At 72.1% G+C, this 19,316-nt stretch carries 22 protein-coding genes; 7 read left to right on the top strand and 15 right to left on the bottom strand.

Annotation, left to right across the window (positions count from 1 at the left end):
• Positions 1 to 95 precede the first annotated feature (95 nt).
• The 4 genes from AB0Q96_RS30210 to AB0Q96_RS30195 all read right to left on the bottom strand — a co-directional run bounded on the left by AB0Q96_RS30210 (position 96) and on the right by AB0Q96_RS30195 (position 4,282).
• Entirely contained in the window at positions 96 to 1,313 is a 1,218-nt protein-coding gene (locus AB0Q96_RS30210; RefSeq protein WP_365330920.1) for a hypothetical protein, read from the bottom strand.
• A 79-nt stretch (positions 1,314 to 1,392) separates the two neighbouring features.
• Positions 1,393 to 1,965, bottom strand: a complete 573-nt coding sequence (locus AB0Q96_RS30205) for a DUF6114 domain-containing protein (protein ID WP_365330919.1) — start codon at positions 1,963 to 1,965, stop codon at positions 1,393 to 1,395.
• 123 nt (positions 1,966 to 2,088) lie between these two features.
• The gene (locus tag AB0Q96_RS30200) at positions 2,089 to 2,742 is read right to left on the bottom strand and encodes a DUF6230 family protein (RefSeq protein WP_365330917.1); all 654 of its coding nucleotides are present in this window, start codon (positions 2,740 to 2,742) and stop codon (positions 2,089 to 2,091) included.
• A gap of 568 nt (positions 2,743 to 3,310) precedes the next feature.
• On the bottom strand, positions 3,311 to 4,282 hold the full coding sequence (locus AB0Q96_RS30195) for a tetratricopeptide repeat protein (RefSeq protein WP_365330915.1): 972 nt from the start codon (positions 4,280 to 4,282) through the stop codon (positions 3,311 to 3,313).
• 264 nt (positions 4,283 to 4,546) lie between these two features.
• Here AB0Q96_RS30195 and AB0Q96_RS30190 point away from each other — a divergent pair, with 264 nt between their 5' ends.
• A complete protein-coding gene (locus AB0Q96_RS30190; protein WP_365330913.1) occupies positions 4,547 to 5,173 on the top strand; it encodes a TetR/AcrR family transcriptional regulator in 627 nt (208 codons plus the stop codon).
• 128 nt (positions 5,174 to 5,301) lie between these two features.
• On the opposite strand, the gene AB0Q96_RS30185 is transcribed toward AB0Q96_RS30190, so the two are convergent.
• From AB0Q96_RS30185 to AB0Q96_RS30170, 4 genes are all read right to left on the bottom strand, one after another.
• Positions 5,302 to 7,002 carry a methylmalonyl-CoA mutase family protein gene (locus tag AB0Q96_RS30185; RefSeq protein WP_365330911.1) on the bottom strand — a complete coding sequence of 567 codons (1,701 nt, stop codon included), beginning with the start codon at positions 7,000 to 7,002 and terminating at the stop codon, positions 5,302 to 5,304.
• 71 nt (positions 7,003 to 7,073) lie between these two features.
• Positions 7,074 to 7,406 carry a DUF3817 domain-containing protein gene (locus AB0Q96_RS30180; RefSeq protein ID WP_365330909.1) on the bottom strand — a complete coding sequence of 111 codons (333 nt, stop codon included), beginning with the start codon at positions 7,404 to 7,406 and terminating at the stop codon, positions 7,074 to 7,076.
• 49 nt (positions 7,407 to 7,455) lie between these two features.
• Complete coding sequence (locus AB0Q96_RS30175; RefSeq protein WP_365330907.1) at positions 7,456 to 7,965, bottom strand: MarR family transcriptional regulator; 510 nt, start codon at positions 7,963 to 7,965, stop codon at positions 7,456 to 7,458.
• Positions 7,966 to 7,974: 9 nt separating this feature from the next.
• Positions 7,975 to 9,270: an MFS transporter gene (locus AB0Q96_RS30170; RefSeq protein ID WP_365330905.1), complete on the bottom strand. Its 1,296-nt coding sequence runs from the start codon at positions 9,268 to 9,270 to the stop codon at positions 7,975 to 7,977.
• An 81-nt stretch (positions 9,271 to 9,351) separates the two neighbouring features.
• On the opposite strand from AB0Q96_RS30170, the gene AB0Q96_RS30165 reads away from it, so the two are divergent.
• Complete coding sequence (locus tag AB0Q96_RS30165; RefSeq protein ID WP_365330903.1) at positions 9,352 to 10,350, top strand: DUF5937 family protein; 999 nt, start codon at positions 9,352 to 9,354, stop codon at positions 10,348 to 10,350.
• Between the two features lie 299 nt (positions 10,351 to 10,649).
• Here the strand turns inward: AB0Q96_RS30165 and AB0Q96_RS30160 are convergent, their stop codons facing one another.
• From AB0Q96_RS30160 to AB0Q96_RS30140, 5 genes are all read right to left on the bottom strand, one after another.
• Positions 10,650 to 11,288, bottom strand: a complete 639-nt coding sequence (locus tag AB0Q96_RS30160) for a TetR/AcrR family transcriptional regulator (protein ID WP_365330901.1) — start codon at positions 11,286 to 11,288, stop codon at positions 10,650 to 10,652.
• Complete coding sequence (locus AB0Q96_RS30155) at positions 11,285 to 11,980, bottom strand: DUF4166 domain-containing protein (protein WP_365330900.1); 696 nt, start codon at positions 11,978 to 11,980, stop codon at positions 11,285 to 11,287. The genes AB0Q96_RS30160 and AB0Q96_RS30155 overlap by 4 nt, the downstream gene beginning before the upstream one ends.
• Positions 11,977 to 12,699 (bottom strand): hypothetical protein, encoded by a 723-nt coding sequence (locus AB0Q96_RS30150; RefSeq protein ID WP_365330898.1) that lies wholly within the window; start codon positions 12,697 to 12,699, stop codon positions 11,977 to 11,979. Before AB0Q96_RS30150 ends, AB0Q96_RS30155 begins: the two co-directional genes overlap by 4 nt.
• Before the next feature lie 157 nt (positions 12,700 to 12,856).
• Positions 12,857 to 13,150: an MTH1187 family thiamine-binding protein gene (locus tag AB0Q96_RS30145; protein ID WP_365330896.1), complete on the bottom strand. Its 294-nt coding sequence runs from the start codon at positions 13,148 to 13,150 to the stop codon at positions 12,857 to 12,859.
• Positions 13,147 to 13,491, bottom strand: a complete 345-nt coding sequence (locus AB0Q96_RS30140) for a DUF3817 domain-containing protein (protein WP_365330894.1) — start codon at positions 13,489 to 13,491, stop codon at positions 13,147 to 13,149. Before AB0Q96_RS30140 ends, AB0Q96_RS30145 begins: the two co-directional genes overlap by 4 nt.
• 108 nt (positions 13,492 to 13,599) lie before the next feature.
• Here AB0Q96_RS30140 and AB0Q96_RS30135 point away from each other — a divergent pair, with 108 nt between their 5' ends.
• The 4 genes from AB0Q96_RS30135 to AB0Q96_RS30120 all read left to right on the top strand — a co-directional run bounded on the left by AB0Q96_RS30135 (position 13,600) and on the right by AB0Q96_RS30120 (position 16,294).
• Positions 13,600 to 14,238: an AIM24 family protein gene (locus tag AB0Q96_RS30135; protein ID WP_365330893.1), complete on the top strand. Its 639-nt coding sequence runs from the start codon at positions 13,600 to 13,602 to the stop codon at positions 14,236 to 14,238.
• The gene (locus tag AB0Q96_RS30130) at positions 14,238 to 14,888 is read left to right on the top strand and encodes an AIM24 family protein (protein ID WP_365330891.1); all 651 of its coding nucleotides are present in this window, start codon (positions 14,238 to 14,240) and stop codon (positions 14,886 to 14,888) included. The genes AB0Q96_RS30135 and AB0Q96_RS30130 overlap by 1 nt, the downstream gene beginning before the upstream one ends.
• On the top strand, positions 14,885 to 15,685 hold the full coding sequence (locus tag AB0Q96_RS30125; protein ID WP_365330889.1) for an AIM24 family protein: 801 nt from the start codon (positions 14,885 to 14,887) through the stop codon (positions 15,683 to 15,685). Before AB0Q96_RS30130 ends, AB0Q96_RS30125 begins: the two co-directional genes overlap by 4 nt.
• A gap of 132 nt (positions 15,686 to 15,817) precedes the next feature.
• Positions 15,818 to 16,294, top strand: coding sequence for a MarR family transcriptional regulator (locus tag AB0Q96_RS30120; protein ID WP_365330887.1), 477 nt, complete (start codon positions 15,818 to 15,820; stop codon positions 16,292 to 16,294).
• Between the two features lie 76 nt (positions 16,295 to 16,370).
• Here AB0Q96_RS30120 and meaB read toward each other — a convergent pair whose 3' ends face one another.
• Together meaB and AB0Q96_RS30110 are read right to left on the bottom strand one after the other, a co-directional pair.
• Positions 16,371 to 17,327, bottom strand: coding sequence for a methylmalonyl Co-A mutase-associated GTPase MeaB (gene meaB / locus AB0Q96_RS30115; RefSeq protein WP_365330885.1), 957 nt, complete (start codon positions 17,325 to 17,327; stop codon positions 16,371 to 16,373).
• 25 nt (positions 17,328 to 17,352) lie between these two features.
• Positions 17,353 to 18,564 (bottom strand): acetyl-CoA C-acetyltransferase, encoded by a 1,212-nt coding sequence (locus AB0Q96_RS30110; protein ID WP_329424275.1) that lies wholly within the window; start codon positions 18,562 to 18,564, stop codon positions 17,353 to 17,355.
• Positions 18,565 to 18,701: 137 nt separating this feature from the next.
• Between AB0Q96_RS30110 and mce the strand changes: the two genes are divergently transcribed.
• Entirely contained in the window at positions 18,702 to 19,154 is a 453-nt protein-coding gene (gene mce / locus AB0Q96_RS30105) for a methylmalonyl-CoA epimerase (RefSeq protein WP_365330884.1), read from the top strand.
• Positions 19,155 to 19,316 lie beyond the last annotated feature (162 nt).

Here is a 19,316-nt window from a genome sequence, read left to right as displayed (position 1 = left end):
GGCCCCCCGCCGGGGGGGGGGCCGGGCCCCCCCCCCCCCCCCCCCCCCCCGGGGGGGGGGGGGGGCCCCGCCCCCCCCCGGCCGGGTACGGCGGGTCAGCTGGGCTCGATCGTGTTGCGCAGCCCCGGGACCTTGAGCGTGCCGCCGAACTGGCCCGCCTGGGTCACCTTCGCGTGGGAGAAGAAGGCGAACGGGACGTTGAGCGGGGGCGGGGTCTCGGGGCTGAAGGTGACCGGGATGAGGCCGAAGAGGTTGCCATTCAGCTGCTCCGTGTACATGGTCACCGTGCCCTTGCGGATCGTGGAGGTCGATCCCCGGTCCGAGCGGACGTGGCCGGTCAGGCCGTCGGAGTGCACCGTCAGCTGGTGCAGGTCCTTGATGTCGACCTCGTCCGCGGTGAACTTGAGGACCTTCTTGACCTTCCCGCTGCCCGTCTTGACCTCGACGATGCCCTTGTAGTCCAGGCCCCGCAGGGTGAGCAACGAGGTCTCCAGGAGCCACGGCTCGTCCGGGAGGAGCGGGATGCCCGGCTCCAGTTGGGCGTCCGCCAGCGCCTGCGGGTCCGGCTCGGGGCACGGGAAGCGCGGCTTCGCGCCCTCGGGTATGTCCTCGTCCTTCTTGGCGTCGAGGCCCTTGGCGGACTCCGGCAGCTCCTCGGTCTTCGCGCCGGCCTTGTCGGCGGCGGACCTGATCGCGGCCTTGGTCTTCTCGGTCTCCTTGTCGGCGGGCGTGGCGGGCTTGTCCGCCGTCGTGCCGGTCTTGCCGCCCGTGGTGCCGGTCTTCGGCGGCGCCGTCTGCTTCGGGGTGTCCGGAGCGGACGCCGTCGGCTTGGGCGCGGCCGGTGCCGTCGTGGTCGGGGCGGGGGCCGGCGCGGTGGTCCTGTCCGGGCCGTCGAACAGGTCCTTGAGCTTGTCGCCGAGGCCCAGCGGGTCGAGCGGGTCGACCGACTTGGTGGGCGCGGGCGCGGCGGGCGTCGTCTTGGGCGCGGGGGCCTGCGTGACGTCCGTCCGGGGGACCGCGGTGGCGGTGGCACCGCCGGTGGCACCGGTCGCGGTCGGTTCCGGGACGGTGGTCGCGGAGCCGGTCGGGTCGGGCTCGGGCGTCCCGGTGGCGCTCGCCGTGGGGCCGGGGCTCTCGGTCTGGTCCGGCTTGGTGCTCGCCTCGGTCGTCGGCTCGTCCGAGCGGGTCACGCACGGGCCGGGCGCGAACGGGATGTCCTTGTCGTCGGCCAGGGCCAGCCGGGGCGTGAGCCCCATGCCGACCAGCACCGCGGTGGGCATGGCCGCGAGGGCCATCGCCTTGCCCGCGGGCACGTGGATCTTGCTCAGCAGTGACGTGCGCGGGGCCGCGTGGCGCGGTCCTCTCGGCGTCTGCGCCGCCGACTGTGATTCGTCACCCCGCACTGTTCCTCCCGCCGTTGCCTTCGATCGTCGTCTCGGCCGCCGGCGCCTCGGAACCCTGCTGCGGGATCACGGGCTGCGTCGTGCCGTCGTGCAGGTGCGCGTACTCGACCGGTGCGGCCCCGGACTCGGCCGGGACCTCGTACTGTTCGACGCCCGGCGCGGGTTCCGCGGCCGGGGGTGCCGGGGCCCAGGACACCGACATCCCGCCGCCGACCAGGGCGAAGAGGAAGCCGATGACGAGCCCGCCGAAGTTCGACACGGGGATGGAGACCAGCGCGAGCACGATCGCCGCGACACCCGCGAAGACCCGGACGAGGGGCTGGAACCACATCGTCAGACCGAGCGTGATGAGGAGGACGCCGATGATCAGCGCGCCGGCGCCGGCCGTCGTCTTCATCGCGAGCGTGACGTTGCCGAGCCGCATGTCCCCGTACGGGAGGTAGGCGATCGGTACGCCGCCGATCATGGTGAGAAGGCCCGCCCAGAAGGGCCGGGTCTGCCGCCAGACCTTGAACCCGTTGTCGTGGGGGACTCCGCTGGAAGCAGTGGACTCGGCGCTCATGGAAAACAGCTCCCTGGAAGCGGTGTTGCTGAAAGGTGGAGACGGGGTTCGCCGCCGGAGCGGGTGGGGGCCGTACGGGACGGCCCCGCACCCGGACGCGTCAGTCCCTCAGGGACGTCGGCATCAGTAGCACTCGACCCCGGCGCCCTTGCCCCGCTTCAGGGAAAGGTCGAGGTTCGGCAGCTTGAAGGTCGCGGCCGTGGTGGCCCACGCCTTCTGGTGGACGTCGCTGAGCTTGGCGTCCTCGGCGCGCTGGCCGAACCCGTACGGGTTGGCCTTGGTGCCCGGCTGGATGCCCGGCTTGCCGTCCGCCTTGGCGAGCTTGCCCGCGGCCACGCCGATGTCGATGTTGCCGAACTCGGCGTCGGCCTTCAGCTCGGAGACATCCAGGTAGATGTCCTTCGCGTAGACCGGCTTCTTGTCCTCGGTGCCAGCCTTCAGCACCAGCGTCACGTCACCGACGAACGGGATGTTCGGCGTCACGACGGACTGGCACATGTTGGAGATCCAGGCCTCGGAGAAGCCGGACACGGCGACCGGAGCCGCGAAGTCCTTGCCCTCGAGGTCCTTGCCGGCGTCGACGCTGCCGTACTGGACGAAGTCCTTGCCGACGAGGGTGTCGGCCTTCACCTTGAACTCCTGGCCGGAGATGCTGAAGGACGCGGCCAGCGCGCCCTGAGCCAGGCCGACGCCGATCGCGGCCGTCGCGGCCACGCTCGGCACCATGACGACGGCGAACCGCTTCCATCTGGTCCCGCCACGAACCTGGGACTTCATGAGAATTCCTCCTTCTCGGACGTACATCTCCGGATGGGCCCCGGGCCCGTCCTGGGATGGGAGAAGTGCTACGTCCTCGGGAAGGGGATCGCCGAGGGCTCAGGCGGCACGACGCACGTCCGAATCACCGGCGGTCACCCCCGAGCGACAACCACTGGCCACGCGGTGCGCGGCCGGATCTGGACAGGCCCTGCCGGTCACAGCAGGAACCCCCCTGTCCACGACCGGCGGCACCGCCGCCGGCCCGCTCGGTGGGGACCCTCCTCCGCTGGTGCGGTATCGGACCGAGCGTCGCCGATCGTGGTCCATTACGCGCCCCCGCACAAGGGGGTTCGTTACTCACTAGTAACGGCCTGATAACCACGGCACGACGGGCGGGCGTCACATCGCCACACAGGGTGCCCCCGCGTGACGGGACAAAGGGTGAGGAGGAAGAGGAAACCCGGACAGAATTCCGGGTTCGATTTACTGCAAGTAACAGCGGCCGCGATTACCAAGTTTTGGTAAAGCGCGGCCGCCGATTGTCACTGTGTTGCCAAATCTCCCCCGTACGGACGGGGAGTCCGGCTCAGTACAGCGCCCTCGCCAGGGCCTGCCGGGCCGCCGTCACGCGCGGGTCGTCGGCACCGATCACCTCGAACAGCTCCAGGAGCCGCAGCCGCGCCGCGGTCCGGTCCTCCCCCGCCGTACGGCGCACCGCGTCGACGAGCCGCCCGAAGGCGTCCTCGACGTGACCGCCCACCAGATCGAGGTCGGCGGCGGCGATCTGCGCGGCCACGTCGGCCGGGTTCTCGGCCGCGGCCTTGCGCACCGCGTGCGGGTCCATCGCCTGCACCCGGGCGAGCAGCTCGGCCTGGGCGAGCCCCAGCCGGGCCTCGGGGTGCTCCGGGTCGTCCGCGAGCACGTTCTTGTACGCCTGGACGGCGCCGGCCATGTCACCGGCGTCCAGCGCGGACATGGCCGCTTCGAGCAGGGCGTCGTACGGGCCGACCGGCGCGGCGGCCGGCTCGGCGTCGGCGTCCCCGGCGGACGGGTCCACCTGGATGCCCGTCAGACCGAAGCGCTCCTCGGCGACCAGGACCAGCTGGTCGAGGGTCTCGCGGATCTGGGCCTCGGGGGCGGCGCCCTGGAAGAGCGGCAGCGCCTGACCGGCGACCACCGCGAAAACGGCCGGAATTCCCTGGATGCCGAACTGCTGCATCAGCATCTGGTTGGCGTCGACGTCGACCTTGGCGAGCAGGAAGCGCCCGTTGTACTCGACGGCGAGGCGCTCCAGAAGGGGGCCGAGCTGCTTGCAGGGCTCGCACCACTCGGCCCAGAAGTCGATGACGACCGGGACCTCGGCGGAGCGCTGGAGCACATCGCGCTCGAAGCCCGCCTCGTCGACGTCGATCACCAGGGCGGAAGGGGCGACGGCGGGCGTCCCGCCCTGCCGGGCGGACTCGGCGCGGGCCTGCTCCGCCTTCGCCTTGGCCTCACCGGCCGCCTTCACCGCGGCGAGGTCGACGACGCCGCTCATGGACATGTTTCGGGGCTGCATGGCTACATCCTCCCCCTTCCGCGCGCGTAACCGGTAAGTCATGGCTGATCCGTGCCGTCCATGGAGGGACGGCACGGATCGCTGTTCGTCTGCGCCGGGTCCCCACCAGGCGCGGGTGGTTGTCGCGAGCAGGCCCCTGAAAAGCCTTTCGCTACGGGTCGTAGCGTATTCCTCCACCCCCGGCCGTGGGGAGGCCCGGGTCGTGAACTGCCTCACATCGCCGCCCCCTGGCGCAATACCTACCGGCGGGTATGGTCGACCTCCATGTGTAGCCGCACCCGCTCCCGCGCCCGATCCGGACGCCCCCGTTCCGCCGAGGCCGACACGGCCATCCTGGAGGCGACCCGGGCGGCCCTGGTGGAGCTGGGCTGGTCCAAGCTGACGATGGGCGACGTCGCGACCAGGGCCGGGGTCGCCAAGACCACCCTGTACCGGCGCTGGGCCAACAAGAACGAACTCGTCGTGGACGCCGTCGCCGTCCTCTTCGACGAACTCGAACTGCCGGACCGCGGTTCCCTCCAGGCCGACATCGCCGACGTGGTGCTCCAGTTCGCGGCGCTCCTCGAACGCCCCGAGACCAAGACCGCCCTGATGGCCGTGGTCGCCGAGTCCACCCGCGACGAGCCGCTGCGCGAGCGCATCCGCACCTCGATCGTGGACCGCCAGAAGTGCCTCGTCCTGGAGGGCCGCCAGCGCGCCCAGGAGCGGGGGGAGCTCCCCGAGGAGCGCGACCCGCTGACCGTCGAGGCGATCGACGACCTCATCTTCGACGTGGTCGCGGGCGCGGTGGTGCACCGGGCGCTGGTCAGCGCGGAACCGGTGGACGAGCCCTGGGTGCAGCGCCTCACCGCCCTCCTCCTCGGCGGCCTCGCGGCGGCGGCGGAACGCTAGCCGCCGGGCGCGGTGGCCGCCCGACACGACGGCCGCCGGGCGCGGTAGCCGACGGGCACACGGGCACGACGAAGCCGCCGCACGCCCCCGGAGGGACGTACAGCGGCTCGGCGCGGAGCGCGGGAGGGTCAGAAGCCGGCCGGCTCCGTGTAGACGCCCCACTCCTCGCGCAGCACGTTGCAGATCTCGCCGAGCGTGGCCTCGGCGCGCACCGCGTCCAGCATCGGGCCGATCATGTTGGAGCCGTCCCGGGCCGCCGCCAGCATCGCGTCCAGGCAGGCCGTGACCTTCGCGTCGTCGCGACGGCCCTTGCGCTCGCCGAGCACCCGGACCTGCTCCCACTCGACCTCGTGACTGACCCGCAGGATCTCCAGGTCGCCGGTGACGGAGCCGTGGTGCACGTTGACGCCGACGACCCGCTTCTCGTCCTTCTCCAGGGACTGCTGGTAGCGGAAGGCCGACTCGGCGATCTCACCGGTGAACCAGCCGTCCTCGATGCCGCGCAGGATGCCGGAGGTGATCGGACCGATCGGGTGCCTGCCGTCCGGGTGGGCGCGCAGACCGCGCTCCCTGATCTGGTCGAAGATCTTCTCGGCGTCGGCCTCGATCCGGTCGGTGAGCTGCTCGACGTACCAGGAGCCGCCCAGCGGGTCGGCCACGTTGGCCACGCCGGTCTCCTCCATGAGCACCTGCTGGGTGCGCAGGGCGATCTCGGCGGCCTGCTCGCTGGGCAGCGCGAGGGTCTCGTCGAGGGCGTTGGTGTGCAGCGAGTTGGTGCCGCCGAGCACGGCGGACAGCGCCTCGACCGCGGTGCGCACGACGTTGTTGTACGGCTGCTGCGCGGTGAGCGAGACACCGGCGGTCTGGGTGTGGAAGCGGAGCCACTGCGCCTTGTCGGTCTTGGCGCCGTAGACCTCCTTCATCCAGCGGGCCCAGATCCGGCGGGCGGCGCGGAACTTGGCGATCTCCTCGAAGAAGTCGAGGTGCGCGTCGAAGAAGAAGGACAGGCCGGGCGCGAAGACGTCGACGTCGAGGCCGCGGGAGAGACCGAGCTCGACGTAGCCGAAGCCGTCGGCGAGCGTGTACGCGAGCTCCTGCGCGGCCGTCGCCCCGGCCTCGCGGATGTGGTAGCCGGAGACCGAGAGCGGCTTGTACGCGGGGATGCCCGCCGCGCAGTGCTCCATGAGGTCGCCGATGAGGCGCAGGTGCGGCTCGGGCTGGAAGAGCCACTCCTTCTGCGCGATGTACTCCTTGAAGATGTCCGTCTGCAGCGTGCCGTTGAGGACGGCCGGGTCGACGCCCTGGCGCTCGGCGGCGACCAGGTACATGCAGAAGACCGGGACGGCGGGCCCCGAGATCGTCATGGAGGTGGTGACGTCGCCGAGCGGGATGTCCTTGAAGAGGACCTCCATGTCGGCGGCGGAGTCGATGGCCACGCCGCAGTGCCCGACCTCGCCGAGCGCGCGCGGGTCGTCGGAGTCGCGACCCATCAGGGTCGGCATGTCGAAGGCGACCGAGAGCCCGCCGCCGCCGGCGGCCAGGATCATCTTGTAGCGCTCGTTGGTCTGCTCGGCGTTGCCGAAGCCGGCGAACTGGCGGATGGTCCAGGTCCGGCCGCGGTAGCCGGTCGGGTGCAGGCCCCGGGTGAAGGGGTACTCACCGGGCCAGCCGATGCGCTCGAACCCCTCGTAGGTGTCCCCGGGGCGCGGGCCGTAGACCGGCTCCACGGGGTCGCCGGAGAGCGTGGTGAAGTCGGCGTCGCGCTTGCGGGCCTTGTCGTAACGGGCCTGCCAGCGACGGCGGCCTTCCTCGATGGCGTCAGCGTCCATGCTTCGAATTTACTAGGACGTCCTAGTAAATGTCGATGGGAAACCTCCGCACATACGTGCGGAGGTGGGGGTCAGACCTTGGCCGGAACCGGCTGCGCGCCGCTGACCAGCGGAAGCGTGTCGCGGACGACCTTGCGCTCGACGAAGAAAGCGGCGGTCGGAATGGTGCCGCTCACCAGGACCCACAGGAGCCGGCCGAACGGCCACTTGGCCTTGGAGCCCAGGTCGAAGGCGAAGATCAGGTAGATGATGTACAGGACGCCGTGGGCCTGGGAGACCGCGAAGGTCACGTCCTCGCCGACGCCGAAGCCGTACTTGGCGACCATGCACGCGCAGAGGATCAGGAGCATGACGGCGGTCACGTACGCCATGACGCGGTAGCGGGTCAGCACGCTGGATTTCATGGCTACGAGCGTAACCGCCCGAAAAATCCCCGCGGACGCGGGGATCCGGTCAGCCCTCGTCGAAGTCGTGCGCCGAGACCCGCAGCGGGCGCAGCATCGCGAAGATCTCCGCGCACTCCTCGGAGTCGTACGCGCCGAGGCCGAAGTCCATGGCCATCAGGTCCCGGGTGGCGGCCTCGACGACCTCGCGGCCCTTGTCGGTGATGGTGGCGAGGGTGCCGCGGCCGTCGTTCGGGTTGGGGCGCTTGGCGACGAGGCCGGAGCGCACCAGGCGGTCGACCGTGTTGGTGACGGAGGTGGGGTGCACCATGAGCCGCTCGCCGATCTTGGACATCGGGAGCTCGCCGGCCTTGGAGAAGGTGAGCAGGACGAGCGCCTCGTAGCGCGCGAAGGTCAGCCCGTACGGCTTGACGACCGCGTCCACCTCGGCCAGCAGGATCTGGTGGGCGCGCATGATCGAGGTGATCGCGGCCATCGAGGGGACCGGACCCCAGCGCCGCTGCCAGAGTTCGTCGGCGCGGGCGATGGGGTCGAACGGGAGACTGAGCGGCTTCGGCACGCGTCGACCTTACCCACAGGTCATATGACGGTCAGCCGCGTCTCGCCTTTCGGTCGCCCGCACCTCCAGGACGAGCCCCAGCACGCACAGGGTGCCGAGGACGCCGGTGCCCGCGACGACCGTGTGCACGGGCGCGAACTCGGCGGCGAGCCCGGCGCCGGCCATGCCGAGGCCCTGCACGGTCATCATGCCGGCGGTCATGAGGGTCATGGCCCGGCCGCGCTGATCCTCGGGCACCGCGGCGACGAACCAGGCGTCCAGGCCGAGGCTGTACGCGCCGGCCGCCCCCGCCAGGAGGAGCGCGACGGCCGCGAGGGCGAGGCCGGGGCGCAGGGCGTACACGAGGAAGGGGAGGAAGCCGACGAGGAGGAGCGGGTGGACGATCCGCGAGCGGGTGGCGGCGCTGAGGGCGGAGCCGGCGAGGAGTTCGCCCAGGATCGTACCGGCCGGGATCGCGCACATGAGGAGGCCGAGGGCGGCGGTGGAGACGCCGATCTCGTCGGCGTAGGGGGCGGCGAGCGCCTCGGGGACGACGAAGAAGACCGGCGGGACCCAGAACAGCAGCATGAGCGCCCGGATCCGCCGGTCGCGCAGGAGGCCCCAGGTGGCCCCGATCCCCTCGCGGCGCTCGGGCGCGCGGGCGGGGCGGCGGGCGGTGCCGAGGCGAAGGAGGACGGCGGAGGCGAGGAAGGTGGCGGCGGTGACGGCGATGGCGCCGCGCGGGGTGAGCACGGTGAGCAGGACCCCGCCGACGCCGAATCCGGCGAGCAGGGCGCTCTGGGAGACGATCCGGAGCAGCGAGCGGCCGAGGACGAAGAGCTCGCCCTCGCCGAGGATGTCGGCGAGGGTGGCGATGCGGGTGCCGTTGAAGACGGGGGCGACGGCGGCGACGGCGCAGCGCAGCGCGAGCAGGGCGGCGACCGGGGTGGTGGGCAGGACCATGAGCGCGACGCAGCCGGCGCAGACGAGGTCGCAGACGACGAGCACGCGGCGGGGCGGGTGGCGGTCGGCGAGGCCGGCCAGGAGGGTGCCGCCGAGCAGGTAGGGCAGGAAGCCGAGGGCGAAGGTGAGGGAGGAGAGGAGCGGGGAGCGGGTGAGGTCGTAGACGAGCACGGTGAGGGCGAGCTCGCTGACGACGACGCCGAGCAGGGAGAAGAGGTGGGCGACGAAGACGAAGCGGAACTCGCGTACGGCGAAGACGGCGGAGTATCCGGGCGAGGCGGGGGCGGCGGGCGCGGGCGCGTTCGCGGGGGCAGGGGTGTGCGCGGGGTCCGCCGCGGACTCCCGGGTGTCGTTCGTGGACATGGCAGGAGCGTGCGGTCCTTCGGGCCGGGGCCCTAGACTTTCGGGCTCAGCCGAATCTTCCCCCGGTCCGGAGGCGCGCCCATGCCGTACCACCTGCGTTTCGGCGAGGCCGATCCGCTGCGCATCCGGTTCGCGATCTCGCCGCTGTGGGAGACGCACTGCGCGGTGCGGGTGCTGGCCCGGCCGCGGCAGCAGGGGTACCACCTGCCGTGGCTGCGGCGGATCGCGGAGGCGGCGGCCGGGGTGGACCTGGGGCCGTTGCAGCTGCTGATGCCGTTGCGGGGGCACAGTCCGGACTTCCTGTATCCGCCGCCGATCGGCCCGACGGCGACGTTCGAGCAGGAGATCGCGGCCGTACGGGAGACGGATCCGGCGCTGGTCCTGGACGACGTGCGGCGCGCGCTCGCGGAGACCCCGGGGGCGGCGGGCACGGCGGAGGGGCGGCGGATGCTGGCGGATCCCGCGGGGGCGCTGGCGCGGCTCGCGGCTCTCCTGGAGCGGGCCTGGGCGGTGCTGATCGAGCCGGAGTGGCCTCGGCTGCGGGCGCTCCTGGAGGCGGATGTGGCGTACCACTCGCGGCGGCTCGCGGAGGGGGGTCTGGAGCGGCTGCTGAGCGAGCTGCACCCGGCGTTCTCCTGGGCGGAGGAGAGCTCGACGCTGACGGTGGACTACCACGGCGAGCACGTGCGGGCGCTGGACGGGCAGGGTCTGGTGCTGCTGCCCTCGGTGTTCACCTGGCCGGACGTGGTGAGCGGTTTCGATCCGCCGTGGCAGCCGACGGTGGCGTATCCGGCGCGGGGCATCGGCGCGCTGTGGACGGAGGCCCGGGACCGGACGCCGGAGGCGCTGGCGCGGCTGCTCGGGCGGGCGCGGGCGGACGTGCTGTGCGCGCTGGAGGAGCCGGCCGGGACGACGGCGCTGGCGCACCGGCTGGGGCTGGCGCCCTCGTCGGTGTCGGCGCACCTGTCGGTGCTGCGGGCGGCGGGGCTACTGGGCTCGCGGCGGTACGGGCACCAGGTGCTGTACGAGCGGACACCGCTGGGGATCGCGCTGGCGGTGTCGCAGCCGGACCCCGACTGACCGGCGGGCCGGGCTTCGAGCGGTTTCGGCGCCGCACCCGGCCTCCCGGCGCGCGGCGCATCCGGACGCGCGGCGCCTCCGGACGCCGGTCAGCTGGGGATCGCGCTGGCCGTGTCGCAGCCGGACCCCGACTAGACCGGCGGGCCGGGCTTCGAGCGGGCTTCGGTACCGCACCCGGCCTCCCGGCGCGCGGCGCATCCGGCCGCCGGACGGGTCGCCCCCCTCCGCGAAGGGGGACGTTCGGCAGCGGATCGACCGGAACCTGCCAGGACCTGCCGGGACCCGCCGGGCGCGGGTTCCTAGGGAAGGTCGCTCCGGCGGCGCAGCGTGTAGCGGACGGCCTTCTGTGCGACCGGGCCCAGTTCGTCGAGCGCGGCCATCAGACGGCCCAGCTGTTCGAGCGCGTCGAGGGCGGCTCCGGCCCCGGCCGGGTCGACCCCCTCGTACAGCTCCATGCCCACGAAGGAGGCGGCCACGGCCCGGGCGAGCCCGGCCGGGTCGACCAGGCCGTCGAGCGGTCCGCCGGCGAGCACCCGGCGCAGCACCCCTTCGATCTCCTCGATCCACAGGTCGAGCCCGGCGGCCGTCGCGGGCGCGAGCCGGGGGTGGGTCTGCGCCCCGGCGAGCAGCTGCCCGAGCACGGCGACGTGTCCGGCGGCCCGCTCCTCGGCGTGCATCTCCCGCCCGAAGGCCAGGAGTTCGGAGAGGCTGCCGACCGCGCGCAGCCGCTCGCGGTGCCGGGCGACCCGCTGCTCGGCGCCCCGGCGGCAGGCCGCGGAGAGGAGTTCGTCGACCGAGCCGAAGTGGTAGAAGATCAGCGCCTGGTTGACCCCGGCGGCGGCGGCGACCGAGCGCGCCGAGGTCTTCGCGATGCCCTGTTCGACGAGGGTGCGCAGCGCCCCGTCGAGCAGCCGCTCCCGGGTGTCCTCGGCGCTCATGCCCGTACCTCCTCGCGTACCGGACGCAGCCCTGGCCGCACCCCGCGCTCGCGCACCGGCGCGTACCCGGCCGCGAACGAGCCTTCGTAGCCGAACAGCGGTCCGACGTACCGGTTGACGACCCGGACCCGGATCCGGAAGCGGCCGGTGCGCTCGTCGAAGGACTCCCGCACCTCGGCGTCGCCGCCGATGAGCGCGGGCACCCGCAGGTCCACCGGCCCCTCGCGGAAGCGGTGTTCGCCGGAGCGGATGAGCAGCGAGCCGTCGGGCTCGGCGGACAGGCGCAGTTCGCTGGCGAGGTGCTGGTGGGTGCCGAGGTAGTCGAGCACGCTGTCGCCCCCGGGGCCGAGCACCATGGTGGCGTCGAAGCGGCGCGGCCCGCCGGGCAGGGCGAAGGTCCGCACGAAGGTGACGGTCTCGCGTCCGTACGCGTCGAGGTACGGCACGTTCTCGATGGTGAAGGGGACGTCCCGCCCGGTGCGCGGCAGCAGGATGTTGCGGGTGCCGCCGAGTGCGAGGAACGGGCGGATCAGCGGCCGGACGAGCCCCCGGCCGTGCCAGACGCGCTCCATGACGCCCCGCCCGACGCACAGTTCGCCGCTGTCGAGCCCGACGGAGAAGCGCCGCCGCAGCTCGGGGTGGAGCCGCCCGAAGGCCGCCTCCCCCATGGCCGTGCGGAAGATCGAGCTCACGGCCCCTCCAGGGTGGCGAGGAGGCGCGGCGCGCGGCTCCGGGACGGGGCGGTCCGCAGACAGCGGCGGGCCGCCGGGGTGCGCGGGGACGGCGGTACGAGCAGGGCGGCGGTGAGTCCGAGGACGGTGGTCGGCACGGCGGCGAGCGACACGGCGCCGAGCGGGAGGGAGCTCGCCGCGACGGGGACGGCCACCAGGAGGATCCGGGCGGCGGTCTCCAGGAGCCAGTGGGCGCGGGCCCGCTCCGGGGTCACCCCGAGCTCGCACCACAGGCGCAGCCGGTCGAAGGACCAGGCGGTGGCCCAGCCCATGAGGGGCCGGAGGAGCAGCCGGTCGGCGAGGCGCCCGAGCCGTCCCCAGCGCGGCCGGTAGTCGTAGCCGGTGAGGAAGCGCACGCCGTCCCGCTCGGGCACGTAGCGCCAGTAGCCGCTGCCCTCGGCGAGCGGGGACAGCGGGTGCGGCGAGGAGAAGCGGAGGGCGGAGACCCGGTCGCCGCCGGCCCGGTGGCGCTCCCCCGCGGAGACACCGGTGCCGGCGACGGCCAGGAAGGGCAGTACGCGGGTGGCGTACCGGAACCGCTGCGGCTCCCCCTCGGCGCCCGGCAGGTGCGTGATCTCGGTGAACCGCAGATCCCACCGCTGGTGCAGCGCCGGATCCTGGGTCCGCCGCCAGAGCGTGTCCAGGTCGGTGCGCACGCGCGCCTCGATGTAGAGCCCCACGGCCCCTCCCCGTTGTCGAGCATCGCTTTGAGCGACCGCTCAAGCGGGAGAGTAGCGATTTTTGAGCACCCGCTCAAGGCCGTTCGGGATGTGGACACGACGAAGCCCCCGGTCCTGGTCGGGACCGGGGGCTCCGGCTGTTCGCAAAAGGGCGGCCTCAGGCTCCGAGGTGTCGCTCCACCGTCTCGACCTTGGCGGTCAGACCGTCGGTGACACCCGGCCGGATGTCCGCCTTCAGGACGACCGAGACGCGCGGCGCCCGCGCCTCCACGGCGGCGACGGCACGCTTCACGACGTCCATCACCTCGTCCCACTCGCCCTCGACGGACGTGAACATCGCGTCGGTGCGGTTCGGCAGGCCGGACTCGCGGACGACCCGGACGGCGTCGGCGACGTACTCGCCGACCTCCTCCCCCACACCGAGGGGGGTCACGGAGAAGGCGACGATCACGCGTTCACCACGCCCTCGCGGCGGGCGCGGGAGGCCAGGACGGCGGCCTCGGCCTCGCGCTTGAGCTTGCGCTCGGCGAAGAAGCCGCCGAGCGGGAGCACGGAGAGGAGGAAGTAGAGGGCGGCCGTGCCGAAGCTCCACTTGGTGCGGTTCCAGGCGTCCAGCCAGAAGAGCACGTAGAGGACGAAGAGGATGCCGTGGATCGCACCCATCACCGGCACCGCGTTGAAGTCCGTCGTGCGCTTGAGCACGGAGCAGACGAGCAGCAGCAGGAACGACACGGCCTCGGGGGCCGAGACGAGCCGGAGCCGGTGCAGGGAGGAGGCGGTCTTGATGTCCACGGCGGGGGTCACCTTCGTTCGATCTTGTGAACGGATGCACAAGGGCCGTTCCATTGTGCACGGGGACTTTGCTGTCCCTTTAGGCGGGGGGCAAGTACCTTCACCCCCGTGGCAACGTTCCGACTCCAAGGCAGCAAAGTGCTCGCCGTGTCCATGACCGGCGACGCCGTGAAGGCGAAGAACGGCTCGATGGTCGCCTACGACGGCCAGATGGCGTTCAAGAAGATGTCCGGCGGCGGCGAGGGCCTGCGCGGCATGGTGACCCGCCGGCTCACCGGCGAGCAGATGGAGGTGATGGAGGTCCGCGGGCAGGGCACCTGCTGGTTCGCCGACCGCGCCTCCGAGATCAACCTCGTCCAGCTGCACGGCGACAAGCTGTACGTCGAGTCCAGCAACCTGCTCTGCACCGACGCCGGCCTGCGCACCGGCACCACCTTCACCGGCCTGCGCGGCGGGGCGACCGGCAACGGCCTGTTCACGACGACCGTCGAGGGCACCGGCCAGGCCGCGATCATGTCCGACGGCCCCGCGGTCGTGCTCCGGGTGACCCCGCAGTACCCGCTGAACGTCGACCCCGGCGCGTACATCGCCCACCAGGGCAACCTCCAGCAGCACCTCCAGTCGGGTGTGACCTTCCGCACCCTGATGGGCGAGGGCGGCGGCGAGGCCTTCCAGATCCGCTTCGAGGGCGACGGGCTCGTCTACGTGCAGCCCAGCGAGCGCAACACGATCGGGGGCGACGTCTGATGCCCTTCCGCGAGATCAACTCCAAGATGGTCGAGGCCACGGTGCTCCCGGGCCAGCGGCTCTTCAGCCAGCGCGGCGCGATGCTCGCGTACCGAGGCGACGTCACTTTCACGCCGAACATCGCCGGCGGCCAGGGCGGCCTGATGTCGATGATCGGCCGCCGGGTGGCCGGCGAGGCGACGCCCCTGATGACCGTCGAGGGCAGCGGCACCGTGATGTTCGGCCACGGCGGCCACCACATCCAGGTCATCGGCCTCACCGGCGACACCCTGTACGTCGAGGCCGACCGGCTCCTCGCCTTCGACGGCACGCTGGAGCAGGGCACGATGTTCCTGGGCTCCCAGGGCGGCGTCATGGGCATTGTCCGCGGCCAGGTCAGCGGGCAGGGCCTGTTCACCACCACCCTGCGCGGTCACGGCGCGGTCGCCGTCATGGCGCACGGCGGCGTCATCGAGCTCCCCATCACCCCCGGCCGCCCGGTCCACGTGGACCCGCAGGCCTACGTCGCCCACCACGGCGACGTCCGCAACAAGCTGTCCACCGCGCTGGGCTGGCGCGACATGGTGGGCCGCGGCTCGGGCGAGGCGTTCCAGCTGGAGCTGAGCGGCAGCGGCGCGGTGTACGTCCAGGCCTCGGAGGAGAAGCTGTGAACACCCCCGCGTCCGGAGGGCCCGTCGCCCTCGACCCGCACTCCCTCCCGTCCGACGACAACGTCAACCCGTACACCTTCTGCGTGGAGCTCAAGGGCTCCCAGTGGTTCCTGCAGAAGGGCAAGATGATCGCCTACTACGGGCGCATCGAGTTCAACGGCATCGGCCACGGCCGGCTCGACCGGCTGGTCCGCACCTCCTTCCACTCGCCGCTGCACGCGAGCGACTGGGTGGTGGCCGAGGGCAGCGGCAAGATGCTCCTCGCCGACCGGGCCTTCGACGTGAACTCGTACGACCTCGACGAGGGCAACCTGACGATCCGCTCGGGCAATCTGCTCGCCTACCAGCCGACGCTGGCCCTCAAGCAGTCGATCGTGCCGGGTTTCGTCACCCTCATCGGCACCGGCAAGTTCGTCGCCGCCTCCAACGGCCCGGTGGTCTTCATGGAGCCCCCGCTCCGCGTCGACCCCCAGGCCCTGGTCGGCTGGGCCGACTGCCCCTCCCCCTGCCACCATTACGACCACGGCTACCTGACGGGCGTCATGGGCGGCGTACGGGCCCTGACGGGCCTGGGCGGCACCTCGGGCGAGGAGCACCAGTTCGAGTTCGTCGGCGCGGGCACGGTCCTGCTCCAGTCGACGGAGCTGCTCATGCCGGAGCGGGCCATCGGCGAGCCGGGGGCCCAGCCGGGCGTACCGGGCGGCCACGGGGCACCCGGTTCCGGCCAGGGCCCGCTCGGCCAGGTACCGCGCCTTCCCGGACAGCTGGGAGACCTCCAGCGTCGCTTCGGCCTGTGAGCGGTAGTCTGCGGAGTGTGACGTCCTCGAACGTCTGCGCCCGTCGACCGGGGCTCGGGGGCCGGGTCCGGGTGCCCGGCGTCACACCTTCCCACTTCGTCAAGTTTTCAACTTCTTAGGTAGAATCCATATATGGAGACCGAGACGGCCACCCCCTGGCTCACCGACGGCGAGCAGTGCGCCTGGCGCACCTACCTCGACGTCAACAGGATGCTGACGTACCAGATGGAGAAGGACCTCCAGCCCTTCGGCCTGACCATGAACGACTACGAGATTCTGGTGAATCTGTCCGAGTCGGCGGACCGGCGGCTGCGGATGAGCGACCTGGCGGCGGCGACGCTCCAGTCCAAGAGCCGGCTCTCGCACCAGATCACCCGGATGGAGAACGCCGGGCTGGTGCGCCGCGAGAACTGCGAGTCGGACCGGCGCGGTCTGTACGCGGTGCTCACCGACCACGGCATGGAGACCATGCGCAAGGTAGCCCCGCACCACGTGGAGTCCGTCCGCAAGCACTTCATCGACCTGCTGAGCCCGGCCGCGCTGACCGACCTCCACGAGTCGCTCAAGCCCGTCGCCGAGCAGCTGCGCGGACGGAGAGGCAAGCCGTAGGACCGCGTACGCGTACGGGAAGGGCCCGGCACCTGGTGACAGGTGCCGGGCCCTTCCCGTGGTCCCGTGGGCGCGCTCAGTGGCCCGTCAGGCTCGCGATCAGCTCGTCGGAGGCCGCGTACGGGTCGAGGCCGCCGGCCGCGACGCGCTCCGCGAGCGCGTCCAGGCGGCGGTCGCCGTGCAGGTCGCCGATCCGCTCGCGCAGCGCCGTGATGGTGATGGTCTCCACCTCGCGCGCCGCGCGGGCCCGGCGGCGCTCGGCCAGGACGCCGTGCTCCTCCATCCAGGCGCGGTGCTTCTCCAGCGCCTCCACGACCTCGTCGACGCCCTCGCCGCGCGCGGCGACGGTCTTGACGATCGGCGGGCGCCAGTCGCCGGCCGCGCGGGCCTCGCCGAGGCTCAGCATGTGGTTGAGCTCGCGGGCCGTGGCGTCGGCGCCGTCCCGGTCGGCCTTGTTGACCACGTACACGTCGCCGATCTCCAGGATGCCCGCCTTGGCGGCCTGGATGCCGTCGCCCATGCCCGGGGCGAGCAGCACCACGGAGGTGTCGGCCTGGGAGGCGATCTCCACCTCCGACTGGCCGACGCCGACCGTCTCCACGAGGATCACCTCGCAGCCGGCCGCGTCCAGCACCCGGATGGCCTGCGGGGCGGACCAGGCGAGGCCGCCCAGGTGCCCGCGGGTGGCCATCGAGCGGATGTAGACGCCCGGGTCGGAGGCGTGCTCCGACATCCGCACCCGGTCGCCGAGGAGCGCGCCGCCGCTGAACGGCGAGGACGGGTCGACGGCGAGGACGCCGACCCGCCTGCCCGCCCGGCGGTACGCGCCGACCAGCGCCGAGGTCGAGGTCGACTTGCCGACGCCGGGCGAGCCGGTCAGGCCCACCACGTACGCGTTGCCGGTGAGCGGCGCGAGCGCCGCCATGACCTCGCGCAGCTGCGGGGACGCCCCCTCCACGAGCGAGATCAGCCGGGCCACGGCACGCGGCCGGCCCTCCCGTGCCTGGGCGACCAGAGCGGGGACGTCCACCATCAGCGGTGCTCCTTGCGTGGGTGACTTACTTGCCGGAAACGCCGGGGACGCGCACGATCAGGGCATCGCCCTGGCCGCCGCCGCCGCACAGCGCGGCCGCGCCGACACCGCCGCCGCGGCGCTTGAGCTCCAGGGCCAGGTGCAGCACCACACGGGCGCCGGACATGCCGATCGGGTGACCCAGCGCGATGGCGCCACCGTTGACGTTCACCTTTTCAGGGGTGACGCCGAGGTCCTTCATTGACTGGTGGGCGACCGCGGCGAAGGCCTCGTTGATCTCGATGAGGTCCAGGTCGGCGACCTCCAGGCCCTCCTTCTTCAGGGCGTGCAGGATCGCGTTGGACGGCTGCGACTGGAGCGAGTTGTCCGGGCCGGCCACGTTGCCGTGGGCGCCGATCTCGGCGATCCACTCCAGGCCCAGCTCCTCGGCCTTGGCCTTGCTCATGACGACCACGGCGGCGGCGCCGTCGGAGATCTGCGAGGAGGTGCCGGCGGTGATGGTGCCGTCCTTGGCGAAGGCCGGGCGCAGCTTGCCGAGGGACTCGGCGGTGGTCTCGGCGCGGATGCCCTCGTCCTGGGAGAAGACGACCGGCTCGCCCTTGCGCTGCGGGATCTCGACCGGGGTGATCTCGGCCTCGAAGACGCCGTTCTTCTGGGCGGCGGCGGCGCGCTGGTGCGAGAGGGCGGCGATCTCGTCCTGGACGTCGCGCGGGATGCCCAGGCGGGTGTTGTGCTTCTCGGTCGACTCGCCCATGGCGATGTTCTCGAAGGCGTCGGTCAGACCGTCGTACGCCATGGCGTCGAGCATCTCGATGGCGCCGTACTTGTAGCCCTCGCGGGACTTCGGCAGCAGGTGCGGGGCGTTGGTCATCGACTCCTGGCCGCCGGCGACGACGATGTCGAACTCGCCCGCGCGGATCAGCTGGTCGGCGAGCGCGATGGCGTCGAGACCGGAGAGACACACCTTGTTGATGGTGAGGGCCGGGACGTTCATCGGGATGCCGGCCTTGACGGCGGCCTGGCGGGCGGGGATCTGGCCGGCGCCCGCCTGGAGCACCTGGCCCATGATCACGTACTGCACCTGGTCGCCGCCGATGCCGGCGCGGTCCAGGGCGGCCTTGATCGCGAAACCGCCGAGATCGGCGCCCGAGAAGGACTTGAGCGAGCCGAGCAGGCGACCCATGGGCGTGCGGGCGCCCGCGACGATCACTGAGGTGGTACCGGTCGTTCCAGACATGAGGCACAGCCCCTTGGGATGAGGAGTGAACGAGGGTTTACCGCCAATGTACTGAGCGGTGCCGCGCCGGGTCACCGGCCTGCCGGTGTGATCGCGCGCACGTTGCGTAACCATCCGGACGGCGCTGCACTGGAGGAATGCTGACGCGAATCGACCACATCGGAATCGCCTGCCGGAACCTCGACGAGACCGTCGCGTTCTACCGGGCCACCTACGGTTTCGAGGTCTTCCACGAAGAGGTCAACGAGGAGCAGGGCGTCCGCGAGGCCATGCTCAAGATCAACGAGACCTCGGACGGCGGGGCCTCCTACCTCCAGCTCCTGGAGCCGACCCGGGAGGACTCGGCGGTGGGCAAGTGGCTCGCCAAGAACGGCGAGGGCGTGCACCACATCGCCTTCGGCACCGCGGACGTGGACGCGGACGCGGAGGCCATCCGTTCCAAGGGCGTCCGGGTGCTCTACGACGAGCCGCGGATCGGCTCCATGGGCTCCCGCATCACCTTCCTCCACCCCAAGGACTGCCACGGCGTCCTGACGGAACTGGTCACCTCGGCGAAGCCCTCGGCTGACCACTCCTCAGCGGAGCACTGACCTCCGGATTCCCGGCCCGGTAGAGTGGGCGACTCCGGGCCGGGGCCGGTCGGAGCCGTGCGCGCACGGGTCCGAAGTCGGGATGTCGGGGTCGTCCGATCTGCCACGATTCCCCGGGGGTCCGCCCTCGTCCGTGAGGGCGTGATCGCTGGAGTTGCGACC

Source organism: Streptomyces sp. NPDC093111, from assembly GCF_040683955.1.
In the GTDB taxonomy this organism is placed as follows: Bacteria; Actinomycetota; Actinomycetes; order Streptomycetales; family Streptomycetaceae; genus Streptomyces.
The sequence above is the reverse complement of the archived record's forward strand: the minus strand, read 5'-3'. Positions and strand labels throughout refer to the sequence as shown.